The 15,328-nt window shown below is 44.8% G+C and carries 18 protein-coding genes; 2 read left to right on the top strand and 16 right to left on the bottom strand.

Features of this window, described 5'->3' with window-relative positions; genetic code table 11:
• The first annotated feature begins 21 nt into the window (after positions 1 to 21).
• Positions 22 to 231 (top strand): DUF2986 domain-containing protein, encoded by a 210-nt coding sequence (locus tag BCU07_RS11515; protein WP_017060973.1) that lies wholly within the window; start codon positions 22 to 24, stop codon positions 229 to 231.
• A 114-nt stretch (positions 232 to 345) separates the two neighbouring features.
• Here the strand turns inward: BCU07_RS11515 and BCU07_RS11520 are convergent, their stop codons facing one another.
• The 9 genes from BCU07_RS11520 to BCU07_RS11560 form a co-directional block, all read right to left on the bottom strand.
• Entirely contained in the window at positions 346 to 1,269 is a 924-nt protein-coding gene (locus tag BCU07_RS11520; RefSeq protein WP_102428357.1) for an ABC transporter substrate-binding protein, read from the bottom strand.
• A 2-nt stretch (positions 1,270 to 1,271) separates the two neighbouring features.
• Positions 1,272 to 2,147 carry a metal ABC transporter permease gene (locus BCU07_RS11525; RefSeq protein WP_102428356.1) on the bottom strand — a complete coding sequence of 292 codons (876 nt, stop codon included), beginning with the start codon at positions 2,145 to 2,147 and terminating at the stop codon, positions 1,272 to 1,274.
• The gene (locus tag BCU07_RS11530) at positions 2,147 to 2,881 is read right to left on the bottom strand and encodes a metal ABC transporter ATP-binding protein (RefSeq protein ID WP_102428355.1); all 735 of its coding nucleotides are present in this window, start codon (positions 2,879 to 2,881) and stop codon (positions 2,147 to 2,149) included. The genes BCU07_RS11525 and BCU07_RS11530 overlap by 1 nt, the downstream gene beginning before the upstream one ends.
• On the bottom strand, positions 2,881 to 3,816 hold the full coding sequence (locus tag BCU07_RS11535) for a metal ABC transporter solute-binding protein, Zn/Mn family (protein WP_102428354.1): 936 nt from the start codon (positions 3,814 to 3,816) through the stop codon (positions 2,881 to 2,883). Before BCU07_RS11535 ends, BCU07_RS11530 begins: the two co-directional genes overlap by 1 nt.
• Positions 3,817 to 3,832: 16 nt before the next feature.
• Positions 3,833 to 4,411, bottom strand: a complete 579-nt coding sequence (locus BCU07_RS11540; RefSeq protein ID WP_029235608.1) for a DUF6162 family protein — start codon at positions 4,409 to 4,411, stop codon at positions 3,833 to 3,835.
• Positions 4,408 to 4,743, bottom strand: a complete 336-nt coding sequence (locus BCU07_RS11545) for a hypothetical protein (RefSeq protein ID WP_017062543.1) — start codon at positions 4,741 to 4,743, stop codon at positions 4,408 to 4,410. The genes BCU07_RS11540 and BCU07_RS11545 overlap by 4 nt, the downstream gene beginning before the upstream one ends.
• 116 nt (positions 4,744 to 4,859) lie before the next feature.
• Complete coding sequence (locus tag BCU07_RS11550) at positions 4,860 to 5,696, bottom strand: DUF4198 domain-containing protein (protein WP_102428353.1); 837 nt, start codon at positions 5,694 to 5,696, stop codon at positions 4,860 to 4,862.
• 111 nt (positions 5,697 to 5,807) lie between these two features.
• The gene (locus tag BCU07_RS11555; protein WP_102428352.1) at positions 5,808 to 6,326 is read right to left on the bottom strand and encodes a DUF2271 domain-containing protein; all 519 of its coding nucleotides are present in this window, start codon (positions 6,324 to 6,326) and stop codon (positions 5,808 to 5,810) included.
• An 84-nt stretch (positions 6,327 to 6,410) separates the two neighbouring features.
• On the bottom strand, positions 6,411 to 7,040 hold the full coding sequence (locus BCU07_RS11560) for a PepSY-associated TM helix domain-containing protein (protein WP_102428351.1): 630 nt from the start codon (positions 7,038 to 7,040) through the stop codon (positions 6,411 to 6,413).
• Between the two features lie 343 nt (positions 7,041 to 7,383).
• Between BCU07_RS11560 and BCU07_RS11565 the strand changes: the two genes are divergently transcribed.
• Positions 7,384 to 7,704, top strand: a complete 321-nt coding sequence (locus BCU07_RS11565) for a hypothetical protein (RefSeq protein ID WP_102425148.1) — start codon at positions 7,384 to 7,386, stop codon at positions 7,702 to 7,704.
• A 130-nt stretch (positions 7,705 to 7,834) separates the two neighbouring features.
• Here BCU07_RS11565 and BCU07_RS11570 read toward each other — a convergent pair whose 3' ends face one another.
• The 7 genes from BCU07_RS11570 to BCU07_RS11600 form a co-directional block, all read right to left on the bottom strand.
• Positions 7,835 to 9,013 (bottom strand): tetratricopeptide repeat protein, encoded by a 1,179-nt coding sequence (locus tag BCU07_RS11570; RefSeq protein WP_032547615.1) that lies wholly within the window; start codon positions 9,011 to 9,013, stop codon positions 7,835 to 7,837.
• Positions 9,010 to 9,630 carry an energy transducer TonB gene (locus BCU07_RS11575; RefSeq protein WP_102428350.1) on the bottom strand — a complete coding sequence of 207 codons (621 nt, stop codon included), beginning with the start codon at positions 9,628 to 9,630 and terminating at the stop codon, positions 9,010 to 9,012. Before BCU07_RS11575 ends, BCU07_RS11570 begins: the two co-directional genes overlap by 4 nt.
• 19 nt (positions 9,631 to 9,649) lie before the next feature.
• Positions 9,650 to 10,054 carry an ExbD/TolR family protein gene (locus BCU07_RS11580; RefSeq protein ID WP_004739212.1) on the bottom strand — a complete coding sequence of 135 codons (405 nt, stop codon included), beginning with the start codon at positions 10,052 to 10,054 and terminating at the stop codon, positions 9,650 to 9,652.
• Positions 10,051 to 10,611 (bottom strand): MotA/TolQ/ExbB proton channel family protein, encoded by a 561-nt coding sequence (locus BCU07_RS11585; protein ID WP_010429842.1) that lies wholly within the window; start codon positions 10,609 to 10,611, stop codon positions 10,051 to 10,053. The genes BCU07_RS11580 and BCU07_RS11585 overlap by 4 nt, the downstream gene beginning before the upstream one ends.
• Positions 10,611 to 11,987: a MotA/TolQ/ExbB proton channel family protein gene (locus BCU07_RS11590; protein ID WP_017062549.1), complete on the bottom strand. Its 1,377-nt coding sequence runs from the start codon at positions 11,985 to 11,987 to the stop codon at positions 10,611 to 10,613. Before BCU07_RS11590 ends, BCU07_RS11585 begins: the two co-directional genes overlap by 1 nt.
• Complete coding sequence (locus BCU07_RS11595) at positions 11,987 to 12,754, bottom strand: DUF3450 domain-containing protein (RefSeq protein WP_017062550.1); 768 nt, start codon at positions 12,752 to 12,754, stop codon at positions 11,987 to 11,989. The genes BCU07_RS11590 and BCU07_RS11595 overlap by 1 nt, the downstream gene beginning before the upstream one ends.
• A gap of 193 nt (positions 12,755 to 12,947) precedes the next feature.
• On the bottom strand, positions 12,948 to 15,044 hold the full coding sequence (locus BCU07_RS11600; protein WP_102428349.1) for a TonB-dependent siderophore receptor: 2,097 nt from the start codon (positions 15,042 to 15,044) through the stop codon (positions 12,948 to 12,950).
• Positions 15,045 to 15,328 lie beyond the last annotated feature (284 nt).

Consider the following 15,328-nt stretch of genomic DNA (forward strand, 5'->3'; position numbering starts at 1 on the left):
TAAATACAAGGCTATGCAGCAATGAACCGTAAGAAAAAAATCAATCAAATTCTAAAAAAGAAGCAGAAACAGGCGAATTCTAAACTGCATAGTAGCAACAAGCCTCGCTACATCTCTAAAGCTGACCGTGCAAAAATGGAAGCTGAAGAACAAGCGAAAGCAGCTCAAGAGCAAGCTGAAGGTTCAGTAGAAGCAACGGTTGAAGCTGAAGAGACAAAAGCTGCAGAGTAAGTTTATACTCGCAGTCCTCTTGTCTGACACTCTTTTCAGAGCCAACAGACAAGAACAAAAAAGCAGCCTCAAATTGGGCTGCTTTTTTGATCCTACCATTTTTAATCGCGCTGGTTAGCCTTTGAATGGCTGCACTTCCCAACGGGCAAACGGTGCTTTTGCGTTGATTCCCGCTCTGCCCCAACGATCAACAGAATCCACTACCAAGATACGCTCATTCGGTACCAATGATTTAATCAAGTTGCTTGGCTTTTTCGCTGTAACTAACCATAGAGCATCATCTTCCGAAAACATCGCTTTGAGTTTGGCTTTGTCTTGAACTGTCCATTCCAGTTCAGCTTTGAATATACGCTCTTCAACAAACAGTTGACTACCTGAAGCGAAATCTTCCAAACTTTCTGAAAGCAACAATACTGAATCTACGTCGTTATCCAATAACACCGCTTGTTGCTTGTTAATCAGTTCACGAACATCAAGCATCACGCGTTGTAGGTTGCTATCAATGTTCTCAGCTTGCGCCGGCCACAACAACTTAAAGTCATCAGCCACAATTGCCGCCATACGCGTTAGATTGGTTGGGTTTAACCACGCGTATTTAGACACTTCACCATTTGATAACGTCAGCGCAGCTACACCTTGCGCGCGCGGTGAAATCGCTTGAGCCGCATCCACTTCAACCAAACGGATATTGCCCTGTCTTGCGTATACAAATGTAGGATCAGCTTGCCAAATAGATGACAGCGTTAATGCTACGGTCGCCTTTTCGCCGGATTGAAGGACTTTGCTTGCGCCTTTAGTACCAAACCAGTTTGGCAGACGATCAATGCCGTAGCGCTTTGGTGGCAGATATTCGGTGGTAATGTCTGTGCCTTTGGTTAGCTCTGTCGCCAATGCATAAGTCACAGGTGTACTGGTTAGGATGTCTTCTGCATTCACGTTCAGTGACATCAAAGAACCAGCCATTAATACACTACCAAGTACACTCACTTGAGCCGTTGCTTTTACTGAGCTAGCGATACGATTCATTAAACAAGTCATGATTACGCCTTTCTTATAATCCGGTATAGCGTTGCCGCTAGGAAAAATGTCGCTGAAACGATGATGATCGAAGCGCCCGAAGGTACTGGTAGTTTCAATTCCATAGGTAAGACGGTTCCAACTAAACACGCGACTGTTGCCAGTAATGCCGACAGCAATACAAAGCTGCCCATGCGTTTAGTTAACAAGCGAGCGGTCGCACCTGGAATCAACAATAACGCACCCACTAGAACTGCACCTACGATCTTCACGGCCGCAATTGTCACTAAGGTGATCATCATGACAAACAAGTAATCGTAAAAGCTGGTGTTGTAACCACGAACCTTAGCTATATCAGGGCTGATACAAGTCAGGAGAATGCGGTTGAATGTCGGTATCAAGAGCAAGATGATGATCGCGCAACTACCTGCGAGAATCGCTAAGTCTTGGTCTGTTACCGTAAGAATCGAGCCAAACAGTACGTTTTCAAGCATGTGGATATTGCTCTTACGAGCAACATACATCAGTAACGCCGCACCCACAGCCAACGCTAGCGCAAGGAAAACACCCACTAAGGTATCGTATGGAACGTTGGTCCTGTTTCTTACAAAGTGAAGAAGCAGAGCGAAGATCATACAGAAGCTAAACAAACCAATAATTGGGTTTTCTGGTGGCTCGCCAAGCAAAACACCAATAGCGATACCGGTTAACGCTGCGTGGCCGACGGCTTCTGAGAAGAAAGCCAGACGCTTGGCAATCACCAAAGTACCCAGACCACCTAACAGAGGACCAAGTAGTAACGCTGCAACCAAAGCATTGACCATGAAGGCATACATGAAACTGTCTGATAACCAGCCCGCTTCCACGCCACTAATGGCTAGTTGTCGTAACCAATCCATTAAGCAACCTCCTTCGATTTGGTCATCGCAGAGCCACTGCTGTAGTGCTGGAACAGGCTCTCGATTTTACTTGGATGTAGTACCTGTTCGTGTGGGCCACTATCAACCAAGAATCGATTCACAACATGTACGTTCGCTTCGAGTCGACGCACTGCCGTGACATCGTGGTGTACCGCAAGGATCGTACGACCTTCACTAACACATTCACGAATTAACGATTCAAGATAACGAACGCCCTGCTCGTCCATACCCGTGGTTGGTTCATCCAACACCAGTAGACTTGGGTTATCTAATAGCGCTTGGGCAAACAGCACGCGTTGCTGCTCACCACCCGATAACTGTCCCATGCGGCGGTCGCTACGAGTAGCCATACCAACGCGATCTAATTGTGCGAGTGCAAGATCCAATTGCTTAGACTTACGACGCCAAAATAGCGGAATTCGAGTTTGGTTAAGCAACACGAAATCCATGACCGTCAAAGGCAAGCTCGATTCGAAGGTCGCTTTTTGTGGAACATAACCGATACTTGGCTTTTCTGGCCAATGAATATTGATTTGCCCAGAGAAAGGCGTCAAACCAAGAACAGAGCGTAGCAGAGAGGTTTTACCACCGCCGTTTGGCCCCATGATTACATGGCACTCGCCCGCTTTAAGTTCGAGCGAGATATCATCAAGAATTACGTTGTTATCGTATTGCAGACCGAGTTTATTAATTGAGATTGATGGACCTAACATTATGCGTTCCCGCTTTTAGCTTGGTTCGCCGCCGCAAATTTCATGGCTTCGATTAACGTCTCTAGGTTCTTCTTCATCTCAACTTCGACTTTATCGCCTTCATATTCACCGTGCGTCATGTGAGAAAAACGATAAAGCTGAACGCCTGTTTCCGCTTCAATTGTGTCAACAAAACGGTTTGGCATGTTTAACTCGTAAAACAGAACATCAATGCCTGATGCGCGGATCTGCTCGATCGTCTCTTGCAGTTGACTAGCACTTGGTTCAACACCGTGTGCAGGCTCGATTACTGCCGCAACATCCACACCAAACTCTTGAAGGATGTAGCCATAAGCATTATGTGTAGTCGCGACCTTCATACCTGAAGTATCTAACTCACCTAATGACAACATCGCATCGCGCTTCATAAAGCGAAATTGCTTTGCGTATTTACGTGCATTCTTACGATAAAAAGCCGCGTTGTCAGGGTCGAGCTTAGAGACCTCACTCGCGATGGTGTAAACCTTTTGAATTGTTGTCGAAAGCCCAACAAAGGTATGTGGGTTAACGGCACCTTGACCAACAGACTGACCAAGAGCAGGAAGTAGAGGCACTTCTTTGTTTGCTTCGATCACGACTAGGTCATCACGTTGCGCGGCTGAAATCACTTTAAGCGCGAAGTCATCGTGACCAATACCGTTTACCACGATGGCGTCCATCTGGCTCAATCTCTTCAAGTCGTTCGGTTGTGGCAAGTAGTTATGCGGATTAAAGCCGGCATCAACCAAAGGAAGGATGTTCACTTTGTCGCCTACTACTGCTTTTACGTAGCTGTAGTAAGGTTGAAGCGTGATACCAATCGTCAGCTTGTTGCTGTCGATCTTATATTCTTTTGCCAATGCATTGGGTGCCATGAACACCGCTAATAACGACATGAACAGAGTCATAATTCGCATAGTAATTCTCTTATTATTAGTGAGCATCGCTTTCATGATGCTGTTCAATTTCTGATTCGTTCACGACCATTTTCCAACCCGTAGACTCTAGCGTGTGTTGGTCAAAAGTAGCGGGCTGTTTCGCTACACCGCCCAAGAAGATCCAGATTTCAGGAGAAACGCTGTTCGCATTTAAAATAAAGGAATCCGCAAAACCATGATCGGTAGGCGTAGCTTGTTCACTTGGAGTAGAAAAGTAATAACCACGCTCGTCCAGTACCCAAGCATGAGAACCTTTGCGCTTCCAACTCTGATCTTCTATAAACGGGGCAACCCATTCATCTTTAAGTGATGCAACACTCGGCCATTCACCATCTGAGTCCATGCGCAGGTCACGGATTTCTTCATGCGCTAAACGCAGCTCTGATAGCATCGCCAAGTTTTCTTGTTCAACATCAGTCACTAGAATTTGATGATCAAGCACTGCTTTAACGTGGGATTCAGCCTGATGAAATGGGATTGCGACAGTTGCAAAGCAAAGGATGAACACAATGATCAGTCCTACCCATTTGCCCTCTCTGCCGCCCGTATCAGCACGTACGCTTTGAATCATCATTTTTCACTGATCTCTACAACATCAACTTCAACTGGAAACTCATGACCTGAATCGAACACAAGGTAGAACTCAGTGTCAGGATGTGGGAATTCAACGATAGAACGTTTATCTGTCATCTCTTTTGCAATCAAGTTGTCTTCGTAATCGTACATCTCAACTGCGTAATCAATCGCTTTGCTGCCATCCGAATAACCCGCTTCACAAGCAACAGTCTTACCTTCAAACCAGCAGCTCATCAGTGGAAAGTGTGCTTGCGCAGGTAATGCAGCGAAACCAAGTCCCAATGCTAAGCAAGGAGTCATTAAAGCGTTAAGTTTTGTTTTTATTGTCATGGTTCGTACCCTAGCCACAGTGCAAATTCTCAGAAGTAAACTGAGCGATAAAGGGCTCAAATGAGCCCTTAAGTTTTTTTGATTCTTAATCAGGGATCTAGCCCCGATATCACAGACTATTGAAGCAGCGCTTCGAACGTTAGGTGAACGTTCGCGCTTGCTTTGTCTGCCAGTGGGTTGTCAATCAACTCACCTTTGTAGTTCGCTTTCATTACGTAACGACCTGCTACGTCTGGAGTAAACGTGATTTCACCGTTCTCATCACTCACCACATCAATCTGCTCTTGGTGGTTGCGGTAAAGCGTACCTTCACGAGTAATCTCCGCTTTCACGTCTTTCTGGATTTCACCGTTGTAGAAGAACTGGAATGTCACAGGTTCGCCTTCAACGATATCTGAAGGGTGTGTCACAGGCTTCATTTCTAGAAGCTTGCCTTCAATTTTGAACACTGAATCCGTTGGCTTACCTACCGTGATGTAGCTTTCTGCACGAGTGAAGCTGATCTGCGTTACCACGTCACGTGATTTTTCAGGTAGAACTGAGTCACGCTCAGCTTTGTTTGCTTTAATCCACTTCACCGTGTCACGGCGACCCGCTTTGTATTGCGTGTAGTAAGACGGCTGGTTGTTGATCGCCACTTTGTGTGTACCTTCTTCTTCAAAATAGAAGTCGAAGATTGAACGACGCTTGCCACGAATAACGAAGTTAGGACGCTCGCTGCGGCCATCTGGCATGATGACATGAGCATTTTCGCTGCCAGCAGGCTTATCAAAAACAAACGTACCGTGAGACGCAGTCACATCGAACGTTAGCCAATCACCGCCTTCTTTCGATACGGTAAAGTGTGATGGCAAAATCCAGCGTGGGTGAGCTTGTGCTGTTGTCGTAACCGCTAGGCCGAACGCCATAACACCCGCTAGAGCAAGTGCCTTGATTTGTGTCTGTTTCATCATGTTCATTCCATTATTTATAATTGTTAGCCGTGTCGCTCTATCTGAGCCTACGATGACTACTTTCGATTCTTTTCTTATTCTTAAACCAATCGGGGTTCACTGCTGCGTTGTCTATTTAGCGACGTAATTCAGTGTGATTTCACCCGTCTCTTCCGTTGCCTTTAATTCGTAAGATATGTTTGAATCTGCGAGTGATACTTTTTGGCGAAGGTAATTACGGCCACCGTGTTCACGAACCACTTCGATATGAACCGTGTACTCGCCTTGTTCTAACGTTTCACCGCTGTCGCTCTTACCATCCCACACGAAACGGTACTGGCCAGCAGGACGTGTTGCAGACGTCACAGCATCAACCAGTTCACGATCGTAACGGCCAACCTTTCTCCACCAGCTGCGCAGATCCTTAAGCCATTCGTCTTTACCGACCCAAAGCTCGATGGTTTTCACTGACTTTCGTTCGCTATTCTCTACCCACACCGCCACATAAGGACGTGCATACATAGAGGTATCAATCTTTGGAAGCTCAAAGCTGACATCCAGTTTTGCCGTATCAGGAATCGCTTGTGCCATACCTAGGCTTGGCAAAAGAGATAAAGCAAGAAGCGCCTTGCTCCAGTTCATTTTTTTCATTTTTAACAACCTTTTAAATCCGTTTAACCTTTAATTCGTTCTTCAAGCTGATTCATCAACCCACTTCATCAAGCTAATTAAGGGTTAAGGTACGGCGACAAAATAGATAACCAATGAGATTGCAGACCCAAACACCGTCCATTTGATGGAAGTATTAAGCGTCTTTTTCTTAGGTAACAGTAAGCACACGCCAGTAAGCACAAAGAAGATCATCAATAGCGCAGTGATATCGATAAACCATTTCCATACTTCACCGCTGTTACGACCTTTATGTAGATCGTTCAACAATGCGATAACGCCGTAATTCGTAGTTTCGACTTCTACAAATTCAGACGTAACGTCAACAAACACGGAAGCGTTGTAGCCCGGTCCTTTGAAGTCCATAGACACTTCACCGATGAGCAACTCACCGTCTTCGATCTCTGCGTAGATGTCCAAGCCTGAAGGAACGCCGGAGAGGTTAGCTTCTTCAAACAGAAACGTTTCAAAGGCTGTCTCGTCAGCTTTTAAACGGCCGTCTTGGATCGTAAATAAACTCGTAGGAAGCGTTAGCGTAGAGCGTTGGATATTGGGTTGGCTTGATTCAAATAACTCAGGTCGGTTCAGGGTTATACCTGTCACTGAGAAGAAAAGAACCACGAACAGAAGCGCCATAGAAATATAAACATGAAGTCGACGAGCCCATGACTGAACCGCCCTACTTTTTAACGACATACAAACCAATACCTATAAATTTTATGGCGACAATTTAGTTGATAATCATTCGTATTGGCATTCAATTTACATTGTTTACGTTTGCTGAGCGGCGTAAGGAAATTTACATAACATTACATGGGAAGTAATCGAACTGTATGCATATTCTTGCTAACGTGTACTAAAGAGATTTGATTCGTTCTATCAGAGCTTATCGATAACAGGTCAAAGCTCAAAAAAACCTCAATCTCAACATGCTTGATTGAGATGGGTTTAAGGTAACAGTTGTGGCTTTAAGGATTGAAAGTTGGGACTATTTGATCACTGGTTTGATGATAGCTAATGAAGCTTAAAAGGATTTGAAATGCGTATTATTGTTTTGGCTTTTGCTGCGCTAGCAACGGCGTGTACCAGCCAAATAACCAGCACGGAAGAACATATTCAACAATACATCGGTTCAGACATAACCGATGTACAAGAACGTTATCTCACCGAACGGTCACGCCCTATCAGTTTTTGGGCGTCTCGAAACTATGCTTGGATTGAAACCAAGAAGCCGTTAGATAATGGTTATACAGTACACGCCTTCAAAAACCCTTATCGTGACTGCACCATTAATTGGGTCGCTGATACCAGTGGCGTAATTCAAAGTGCTACGTCCAGCGGCACGATGTGCGAGCCTTAATCGACACACTGGAAAGACAAAGATTAAAAAACTATAGCCGCCAAAAATTAAAAAGGGTGTCATTTGAACCATCAAATGACACCCTTTTCTCTATATTACTTTCTCTTGTCTTCTGTATTGCTATCAGAGGTTAGACGTTGCCGTTATCACTCACTGTTCTTAGCTGAGTCAGATATTTAATCCAACCTTTTGCCTCAGAAGAAGGCTCAATGTTGTTCGCACGTTTCGCTTGAGCAAGAGCATTATCAAGATTCTTTAGCTTGTACCATGAACGTACTTTCGCTAAAGCAACATCAGCTTGCTTGTTCTTGTCTTTCACTTTATCCAAAACAACCAGAGCACGATCGTAGTAACCTTGCTGAACCAGTAATTGAGCCACATTCCAATGATATTGCGTGTCCTTTTTAGACGCTAACGTCCATACTTCAATAGCACTGTCCCACTCTTTCGCTAACTGCCAGTAGGTTGCTTGCTCAGCCAGGAGTTGAACATCGCTGTTCGCATCATCTAACTTAGCGATCTCTTGTGCTGCACGCTCTGGAATACCACGTTTCGCGTAAAGCTGCGCTAACAAGCGGCGATCTGAGTTCTTCAGCTCAACACCTTGTAGATCAGCCAACGCTAGTGTGTTCAATGCATCGCGGTTACGCTCTAGTCTTAACTGAATACCCACAAGTTGACGCCACCAGTTGTCTTTTTCTGGCTGAAGTTCAATCAGGCTTTCCAGTGTTGGAATAGATTGCTTCCATTGCTTTAACTGTAGTTGTGCACCCAATTTTAGCGAAAGAGGCGACAGTTCTGATTTCGCATTGAACTTGTCGCGATTACCAATAGCAACCAGTACTTTTGACCAGTTTTCGATTTGGTATTCCGCTTGTGCAATTCGCATCCAAAGCACGTCTTTCTTTTCTGCCTCTGGCGCTGTTTTTACTAACTCGTAGTAATGTGGAAGCGCGTTTTTGAACTGTTGATCGTTTAATAACAGATCCGCAAGCATACGCTTCGTTATCCAAGCTTGTTCATCCACCAGCAAATTGGTATCGACGGCGTATGTAAGCTGCTTAATCGCCTTATCGGTTTTGCCATCTTGCCAGTAAAAAACACCTAGCATACGAGCTACGTACGCTTTGTCGTAGCCCTTAGAAAGCTCTAAACCTGCTAGTACGTCAATGGCCTGTTTAACCTGTTCATCTTGAGCAAGCTTATGCGCCTTTTGAACACGAATAGCAGTATATTGGGTTAGCTCTTGTGCCTGTGTTGTAAGGGGCATTAACAACAAGCCCACTAATATCCATATATGTTTCATCATTTTGCCAACTTAAACTCTAGTTTCACGGTTTGACCAACCTGAGCTATCGCTTTTCCATCGACGACTTTCGGTTGATATTTCCATTTTTTAAGTGCTCTCATCGCTTCACGTTCAAACATACGACGTGGGTTTGCGTCAGTGACTTGAATGTCAATTGGACGTCCCGTTTCATCGATAGTAAAAGACATAATCACATGGCCTTCAGCTCCACGCTTAAGCGCTTTCGCTGGATAACGAGGCTCTACTCGATACAAAGGCATTGCTTGTTGGTTTGACCCAAAATCAGAGAATGTCGGTGCGTTAATCGCTAAGCCATCAATGGATGTGTTCAAATCCAATGAAGGCAAAGAAGACATCGAATTCAGAGGCGTAACTTCAGCTTGTGACTGAGACGTTTGCGCTTCCGGTGGCGGCTCTGGCATTTCTGGTTTTTCAGGGACTGCGCGTTGTCTTCTTTGAACTTCTTGTTCTTGTTCCACCATTACCATGTTGAAAATTAACGTCTCGCTATCGTCTGGTGAACGTTGGTGGCCATTATCGACCATCCAAGCCATGAAAGAAAACAGCGCTAAGCCCAACGCGCCCGCTAGCGGTAAAGCAAGAAATAGGCGAATCATTTATGAAGATCCTCCAAGATCATCGCTTATCAGCAGCAAGCGCAATGTTTTTAACACCTGCACCTTTCGCGGCATCCATCACTTTAACAACAGTACCGTTGTAAGCGTGTTCATCCGCTTGAATAACCAAAGAAGCATCAGGTTGTTCTAGCAACAAGTGCTCTAACGTCGCTTGGACACGTTCAACATCTACGACACGCTTGTCGATGAAAATGTCGTTTGCAGAAGTAATCGCAACAAAGATGCCTGCATCCTTTTGGCTTACTACGTTAGAAGCTTGTGGGCGATTGACTTCCACCCCTGACTCACGAACAAATGAACTGGTCACAATAAAGAAAATAAGCATGATAAAGACAATATCAAGCATCGAAGTAAGGTCTATTTGAGCCTCTTCGTTTTTAGAATGACGTCGACCGAGTCTCATCGTTGACTCCTTAAAGATTTTTCTAATTTCAATTCTAAGCGGTTACATACTTTCGCTAAGCGAGCGTGAACGAACATGCCCGCTAACGCTGCAACCATGCCTGCCATGGTTGGCAGTGTTGCTAACGAGATACCTGAAGCCATCAATTTAGGGTCACTGCTGCCTTGTGTCGCCATAACATCAAAAACAGAGATCATACCGGTTACAGTGCCGAGCAAGCCCAACATCGGGCAAATAGCGACTAACAGCTTAATAAAATTCAAGTTTTGGTTAAGCAAGATACTCGCTTGCCCTAACCAACCTTCACGAATGGCTTTGGCATGCCAAGAAGAGTGATCTTCTCTTTCATGCCATTTCGCTATCCAAGCTTGGCGTTGCTTAGGAAAGTAGAACGCAAGATAAAGCACACGTTCTACCACAAGCACCCAATACACTAGGACGACAGCCGCTAGCCACCACAGGACGAAACCGCCCTGCTCCATAAAGCTTGATAAAGACAGCAGCCAGTCACTCGTTAACCAACTCGCTGGTAATAGAGAACCCGACAAAATATCCATTACGCAGCAGTCCCAACTGGTGAAACAACAGCGTTTGATTCAACGGTCTTTTCAGCCTGCTCAGCAACAAGACCAATACCTTGCTTCTCAAGAATATTGCGAATGTTTTCTGCTTGAGTGCTAAGAATGTTGTGTGCCAGTAGAAGAGGCATTGCCGCAACCAGACCAAGTACCGTAGTTACAAGCGCCATCGAGATACCACCCGCCATAACTTTAGGGTCGCCATTACCAAACTGAGTGATCACTTGGAATGTTTCGATCATGCCGGTTACTGTACCTAAAAGGCCCAACATTGGTGCTAGTGCCGCCAATAGCTTAAGCATCGATAGACCTTTCTCTAGGTGAGTCTGCTCATCAACTACCGCTTCTAAAAGTCGCAACTCTAACGCTTCAACCGTTTGGTTTTGTTCCTTGTTGTACATCGCAAGAACACGACCTAGTGGGTTATCACCCGCTTGCTCAGGGTTCTTAAGTTGCGCGCGAATTTTCTGGCGTGCGATAGCAAGAGAGACACCACGAACTAATGCGATGATTAGACCAATAGCTAGTAGGCCAAGAATCACTTTACCAACCACACCACCCGCTTGTAGACGGTCAGTTAAACTTGGCGTAAGTGCTAATTGCTCTAGCATAAACCCGCGAGAAGGATCGACAACCACGTTAGATACTTCACCATTCGCTAACGAAGAAAGTGACGCTAACGTTGGACCATTTTGTGGTTGCTTAAGGTAAGCGATCGCATCTTCACGCTGAGTGTTCCAGCTAACATAGCCTTGCTCTGTCACAAGACCAATCGAACCTAGTCGGTAAGCGTCAACCTTGTTTGTATTGCCTTCACCATTAATGAATGCAATTTGAGATTTGCTAAGCTCAGAACTCGCTTGGATCTGTTCAACCATGCTCATCCACAAACCGGTCAGCTGTGGCATTGAAGGCAGTGATTTAGCATCAATGATTTGATCAACAGTTGCAGTGTGTTCAGCACGATCAACACTATTCACGGTTGAGCTAAGCTCTGCGCCGAGTTCTTTTGCGTTTTGACGAACGACACCGAACAGCTCGCCTAAGCTACCGGTTTCTAAACGCAGCTTCTCTTCTAAGCGAGCAAGCTTGTTTTCGTTATCACTGAACGTTTGAGTCAGAACATCTGTCGCACCTTGGATAGACGTACGCTTCGCTTCAAGCTGAGCTTTGATCGCTTTCAGTTCTTGTTCTGTCTTTTTGAAATCAGCTTCACGCACTACGTTGTGAGAAGCTTGAGTTCGACTCTCTGATTTTGCTTTATTAACTAGCTGAGCCGTCGTATCTGATGCAGAGAAAGCTGAAAATGAAAGTGATGTAATGCAAAGCAATGCTGCTAATGGCTTTAAGTTCATTACTTAACCTCCGCAACAGTTAAAGAAACAGGTAAAGTAATTAGGCTTGGCGCCGCTTGTTGGCTTGCAATGTCGTAAGCTTTATCTAGCTCAGATTTCATTGAAGAATCTAGCTCTTGCCACTGATTTTGTGTTTGATTCCAAGACCAATATTGGCTGCCATTTAGGTTACGAGCCACCAAAGAGATACGACCTAGGTGCAACACGTCAGCTTCAATCGTTCTGTCGTTGCTCAATGCAACGCGGCCTTGGTAAGCACCGAGCTTGATGCCGTAGTCCATCTCGATTTGGTAAGCTTCCAGGATACGACGATACTTCTCAGCATCACTCACATCAGCACGAGTCATCATTGCTTGTAGCTTTTCTACTCTTTCTAGACGCTGTTCTTTCTTAATCGGCACGTCTTTCTCTACCAACTGTTCAAGACCATCGATCATTTGATACATCAATGGCACAACACCTTGGCGTGTGTATTTGATTTCTTCGATCTGCTCTTCAATGCTTTGAGCTTCTTGGTTTTGGCTCTCAACTAATGCAGCAAGGTGATCGTGATAGATTTCTAGGTTTTTAACTTCTTCTTGCAGACGCTCAATCTCAGCTTGCAGCATTAAAGTCGCTTGTGAGCTTTTATCAATAACCTTTTGGCTCGAAGCCGACGCGTTATTGGTCTTGTTTTGAATTGATTGAGCTTGATCCAAGCTGTTTGCCATAGAAGACGTTGCAACCAAACTGATGGCAAGCGCTAGGCTAGTTTTTAAAAGATTCATAATTGTAGTCATTTACTATAGAAGAAGGTCAAATACATTTTATTGATAAATACTATTATTGATAAGCACTCTCATTATCATTAAAAGTCACTCGCATTACTAGGGATATTTTACTGAATAGCAGAATCACGAAAGGAGAAAGCCGAAACTTTCCCCTTAGTATTTAGGCTAACAATAGTACCCTACTAACAAATTAGTATTTTACCTGTAAAGTCGCCATGTAGTTACGGCCTTCGCCGATTACTACGTCTTCAGCAAATTGGTGGTTTGAAGATGTTGAACCGCCACCCGCTAGGTATTCTTTATCAAATACGTTCTCGACTGTTAGACGCGCTACGAAATCAAGAGAATCGTCGTACTTAAGCGTGTATGCAGCACCCATATCTACACGTGCGTAGCCGTCTTTCTTGAATGTGTTCGCGCTATCGCCGTAACGAGAACCTTCGTAGATAAGACCCAGGTTCACATCAACTTCGTTTGTTGCTGCATAGGTAGACCAAACGCTTGCTGCAAACTCAGGTACGTCTACTGGACGGTTACCTTCATATGTTTCATGGTTCGTGATTTCAGCATCTAAGTACATTGCAGAACCAGACATTGAGAAGCGCTCTGAAATAAAGCCTTGTGCGGCTAGCTCAGCACCACGGTGAACTTGTTCGCCACCTTGTGTCTTCGTCCAATCGCCTGATGAAGTGTCTTCTACATCCATTGAAATGTTTTCTTGGGTAATATCGAATACCGCACCAGAAACGAATAGACGTTCGTCCATCAGTTCCCACTTAGTACCGACTTCGTAAGACACGCCCGTTGCTGCGTCAAGAAGTTCGCCATCGTTGGTGTAGTTGCGGCTTCCGCTAGACACAACACCTTGTGGTTCGAAACTTTCAGAGTAAGAAGCGTAGATACTACCGTTTGATGCTGGGTGGTAAATCAGGCCAAGCTTAGGCGCTACATTTTCTTCTGCTACGCCATCACTTACTTTACGGTCGAAACGAGCACCCGCAAGAACTTGCCATTCATCATTAATAGTAATCAAATCTTGGATGTAGAAGCCCCAAGTATCGTAAGTACTCATCTTACCTAGCGATGTTGGACCCACTGACGGCGCTGGTACTGTTGCATCTGGTGCGTATTCAGCGCTGCTGAAGCGATCCATACCACGGTAATAGCTGTAGCCTAACCAGTTAGCACCGAATAATAGTTGGTGCTCTGTGCCCGCAAGATCAGCGGTTGTTGTTAGATCAACGTAAGCCGTTCTGAAACGCCATTTATCATGACGGTAGTTACCGCCTTGAGTCACGGTGCCCGTACCATCAGGATTCATATTTGAAAAGCTTGGGTAGCTTTCCATATCAATACGTTCGAAATCTTGGTAGTTGAAACCTGTTTTTAATGACCATGTATCAGTCAGGTTAGCAGCAATATCAAAACCAACGTTCTCAACATCATTCTCGATCTGTGACCACTGTGCATCCCAGATGTGCTTGTCGCTACCTACTCGGTTGCCGTTTAGCGTGTATAAAGCGCCAGAATCTACGCTACCTTCGTCGTTAGTTTTGTCGTAATGAACAGAAACTGTCACGTCTTCAGTTACATCGTAATCAACGAATACACCACCAACAAAACGTTCTGTTTGTGGTTCAGTTCCGTCACCATAAGTTCTCCAAGAGCCGTAGCTTTCTTTAGATAGAATCGCGCGACCACGTAGAGTTTCAGCGTCGTTCAAAGCGCCACTTACGTCTACCGTTGTACGAGAATGGTCATTAGAACCAATATCTTGGCTAACACTTACTTGCTTATCGTAAGTTGGCTTTTTGCTTACCATGTTGATCAAACCACCTGGTGCAGAAATACCGTAAAGAAGACCAGAAGGTCCTTTTAGTACTTCAACACGCTCTAGCAGTTCGATTGGTTGGCGGTAGTGAGACCAGTGTTGTTGGCCATTTTTCAGGAAGCCTGAAGAGCTCTCTACCGAGAAACCACGCAGAGAAAAACGCTCACGGTTACGACTAGTACCACCAGCACTGACACTCGCGTCATTCTTAAGAACGTCACCTAAGGTTGTTGCACGCTGTTCATCGATGATTTGCTCATCAATTACTGAAACTTGTCCCGGAGTCTCTAATTGAGTCGCCTCCATGCGCATTGCTGTTGTGTTCGTGTCGGCTTTGTAGCCGTAATCTCGACCTTCAACAACCATATGTTCATCTGTTTTTACTGTTTCTGCCAGTACTGCCGGTGAAGCTAGTACCGCGCCGATCACTAAAGCCAATGGGCTCTTTGAAAACATGTCCTTTACTCCGATTTATTCTTTTATTCGAACACTTTTTATTTTGTTGTGTCCGTTGTTGTCCCGTTTCCGGTACCACTGAGTCATTTCGGAGGTGAATATAAGTGATAATTATTACCATTTGCATTAAATTTACATTCTTTGCATTCGTAAAGTTTTGTAAAGCGCTTAGAAAGACTTTGTCCTCTCCACCAGAAATTGTCGTTCAACACATCATTTGATCCTCTGACTTAATGATTCATTCACAAATAAGTGCACAACACTTTATTACAAGGTTATTTGCT

The sequence above is a fragment of the Vibrio sp. 10N.261.54.E10 genome, assembly GCF_002877735.2.
GTDB lineage: Bacteria > Pseudomonadota > Gammaproteobacteria > Enterobacterales > Vibrionaceae > Vibrio > Vibrio crassostreae_C.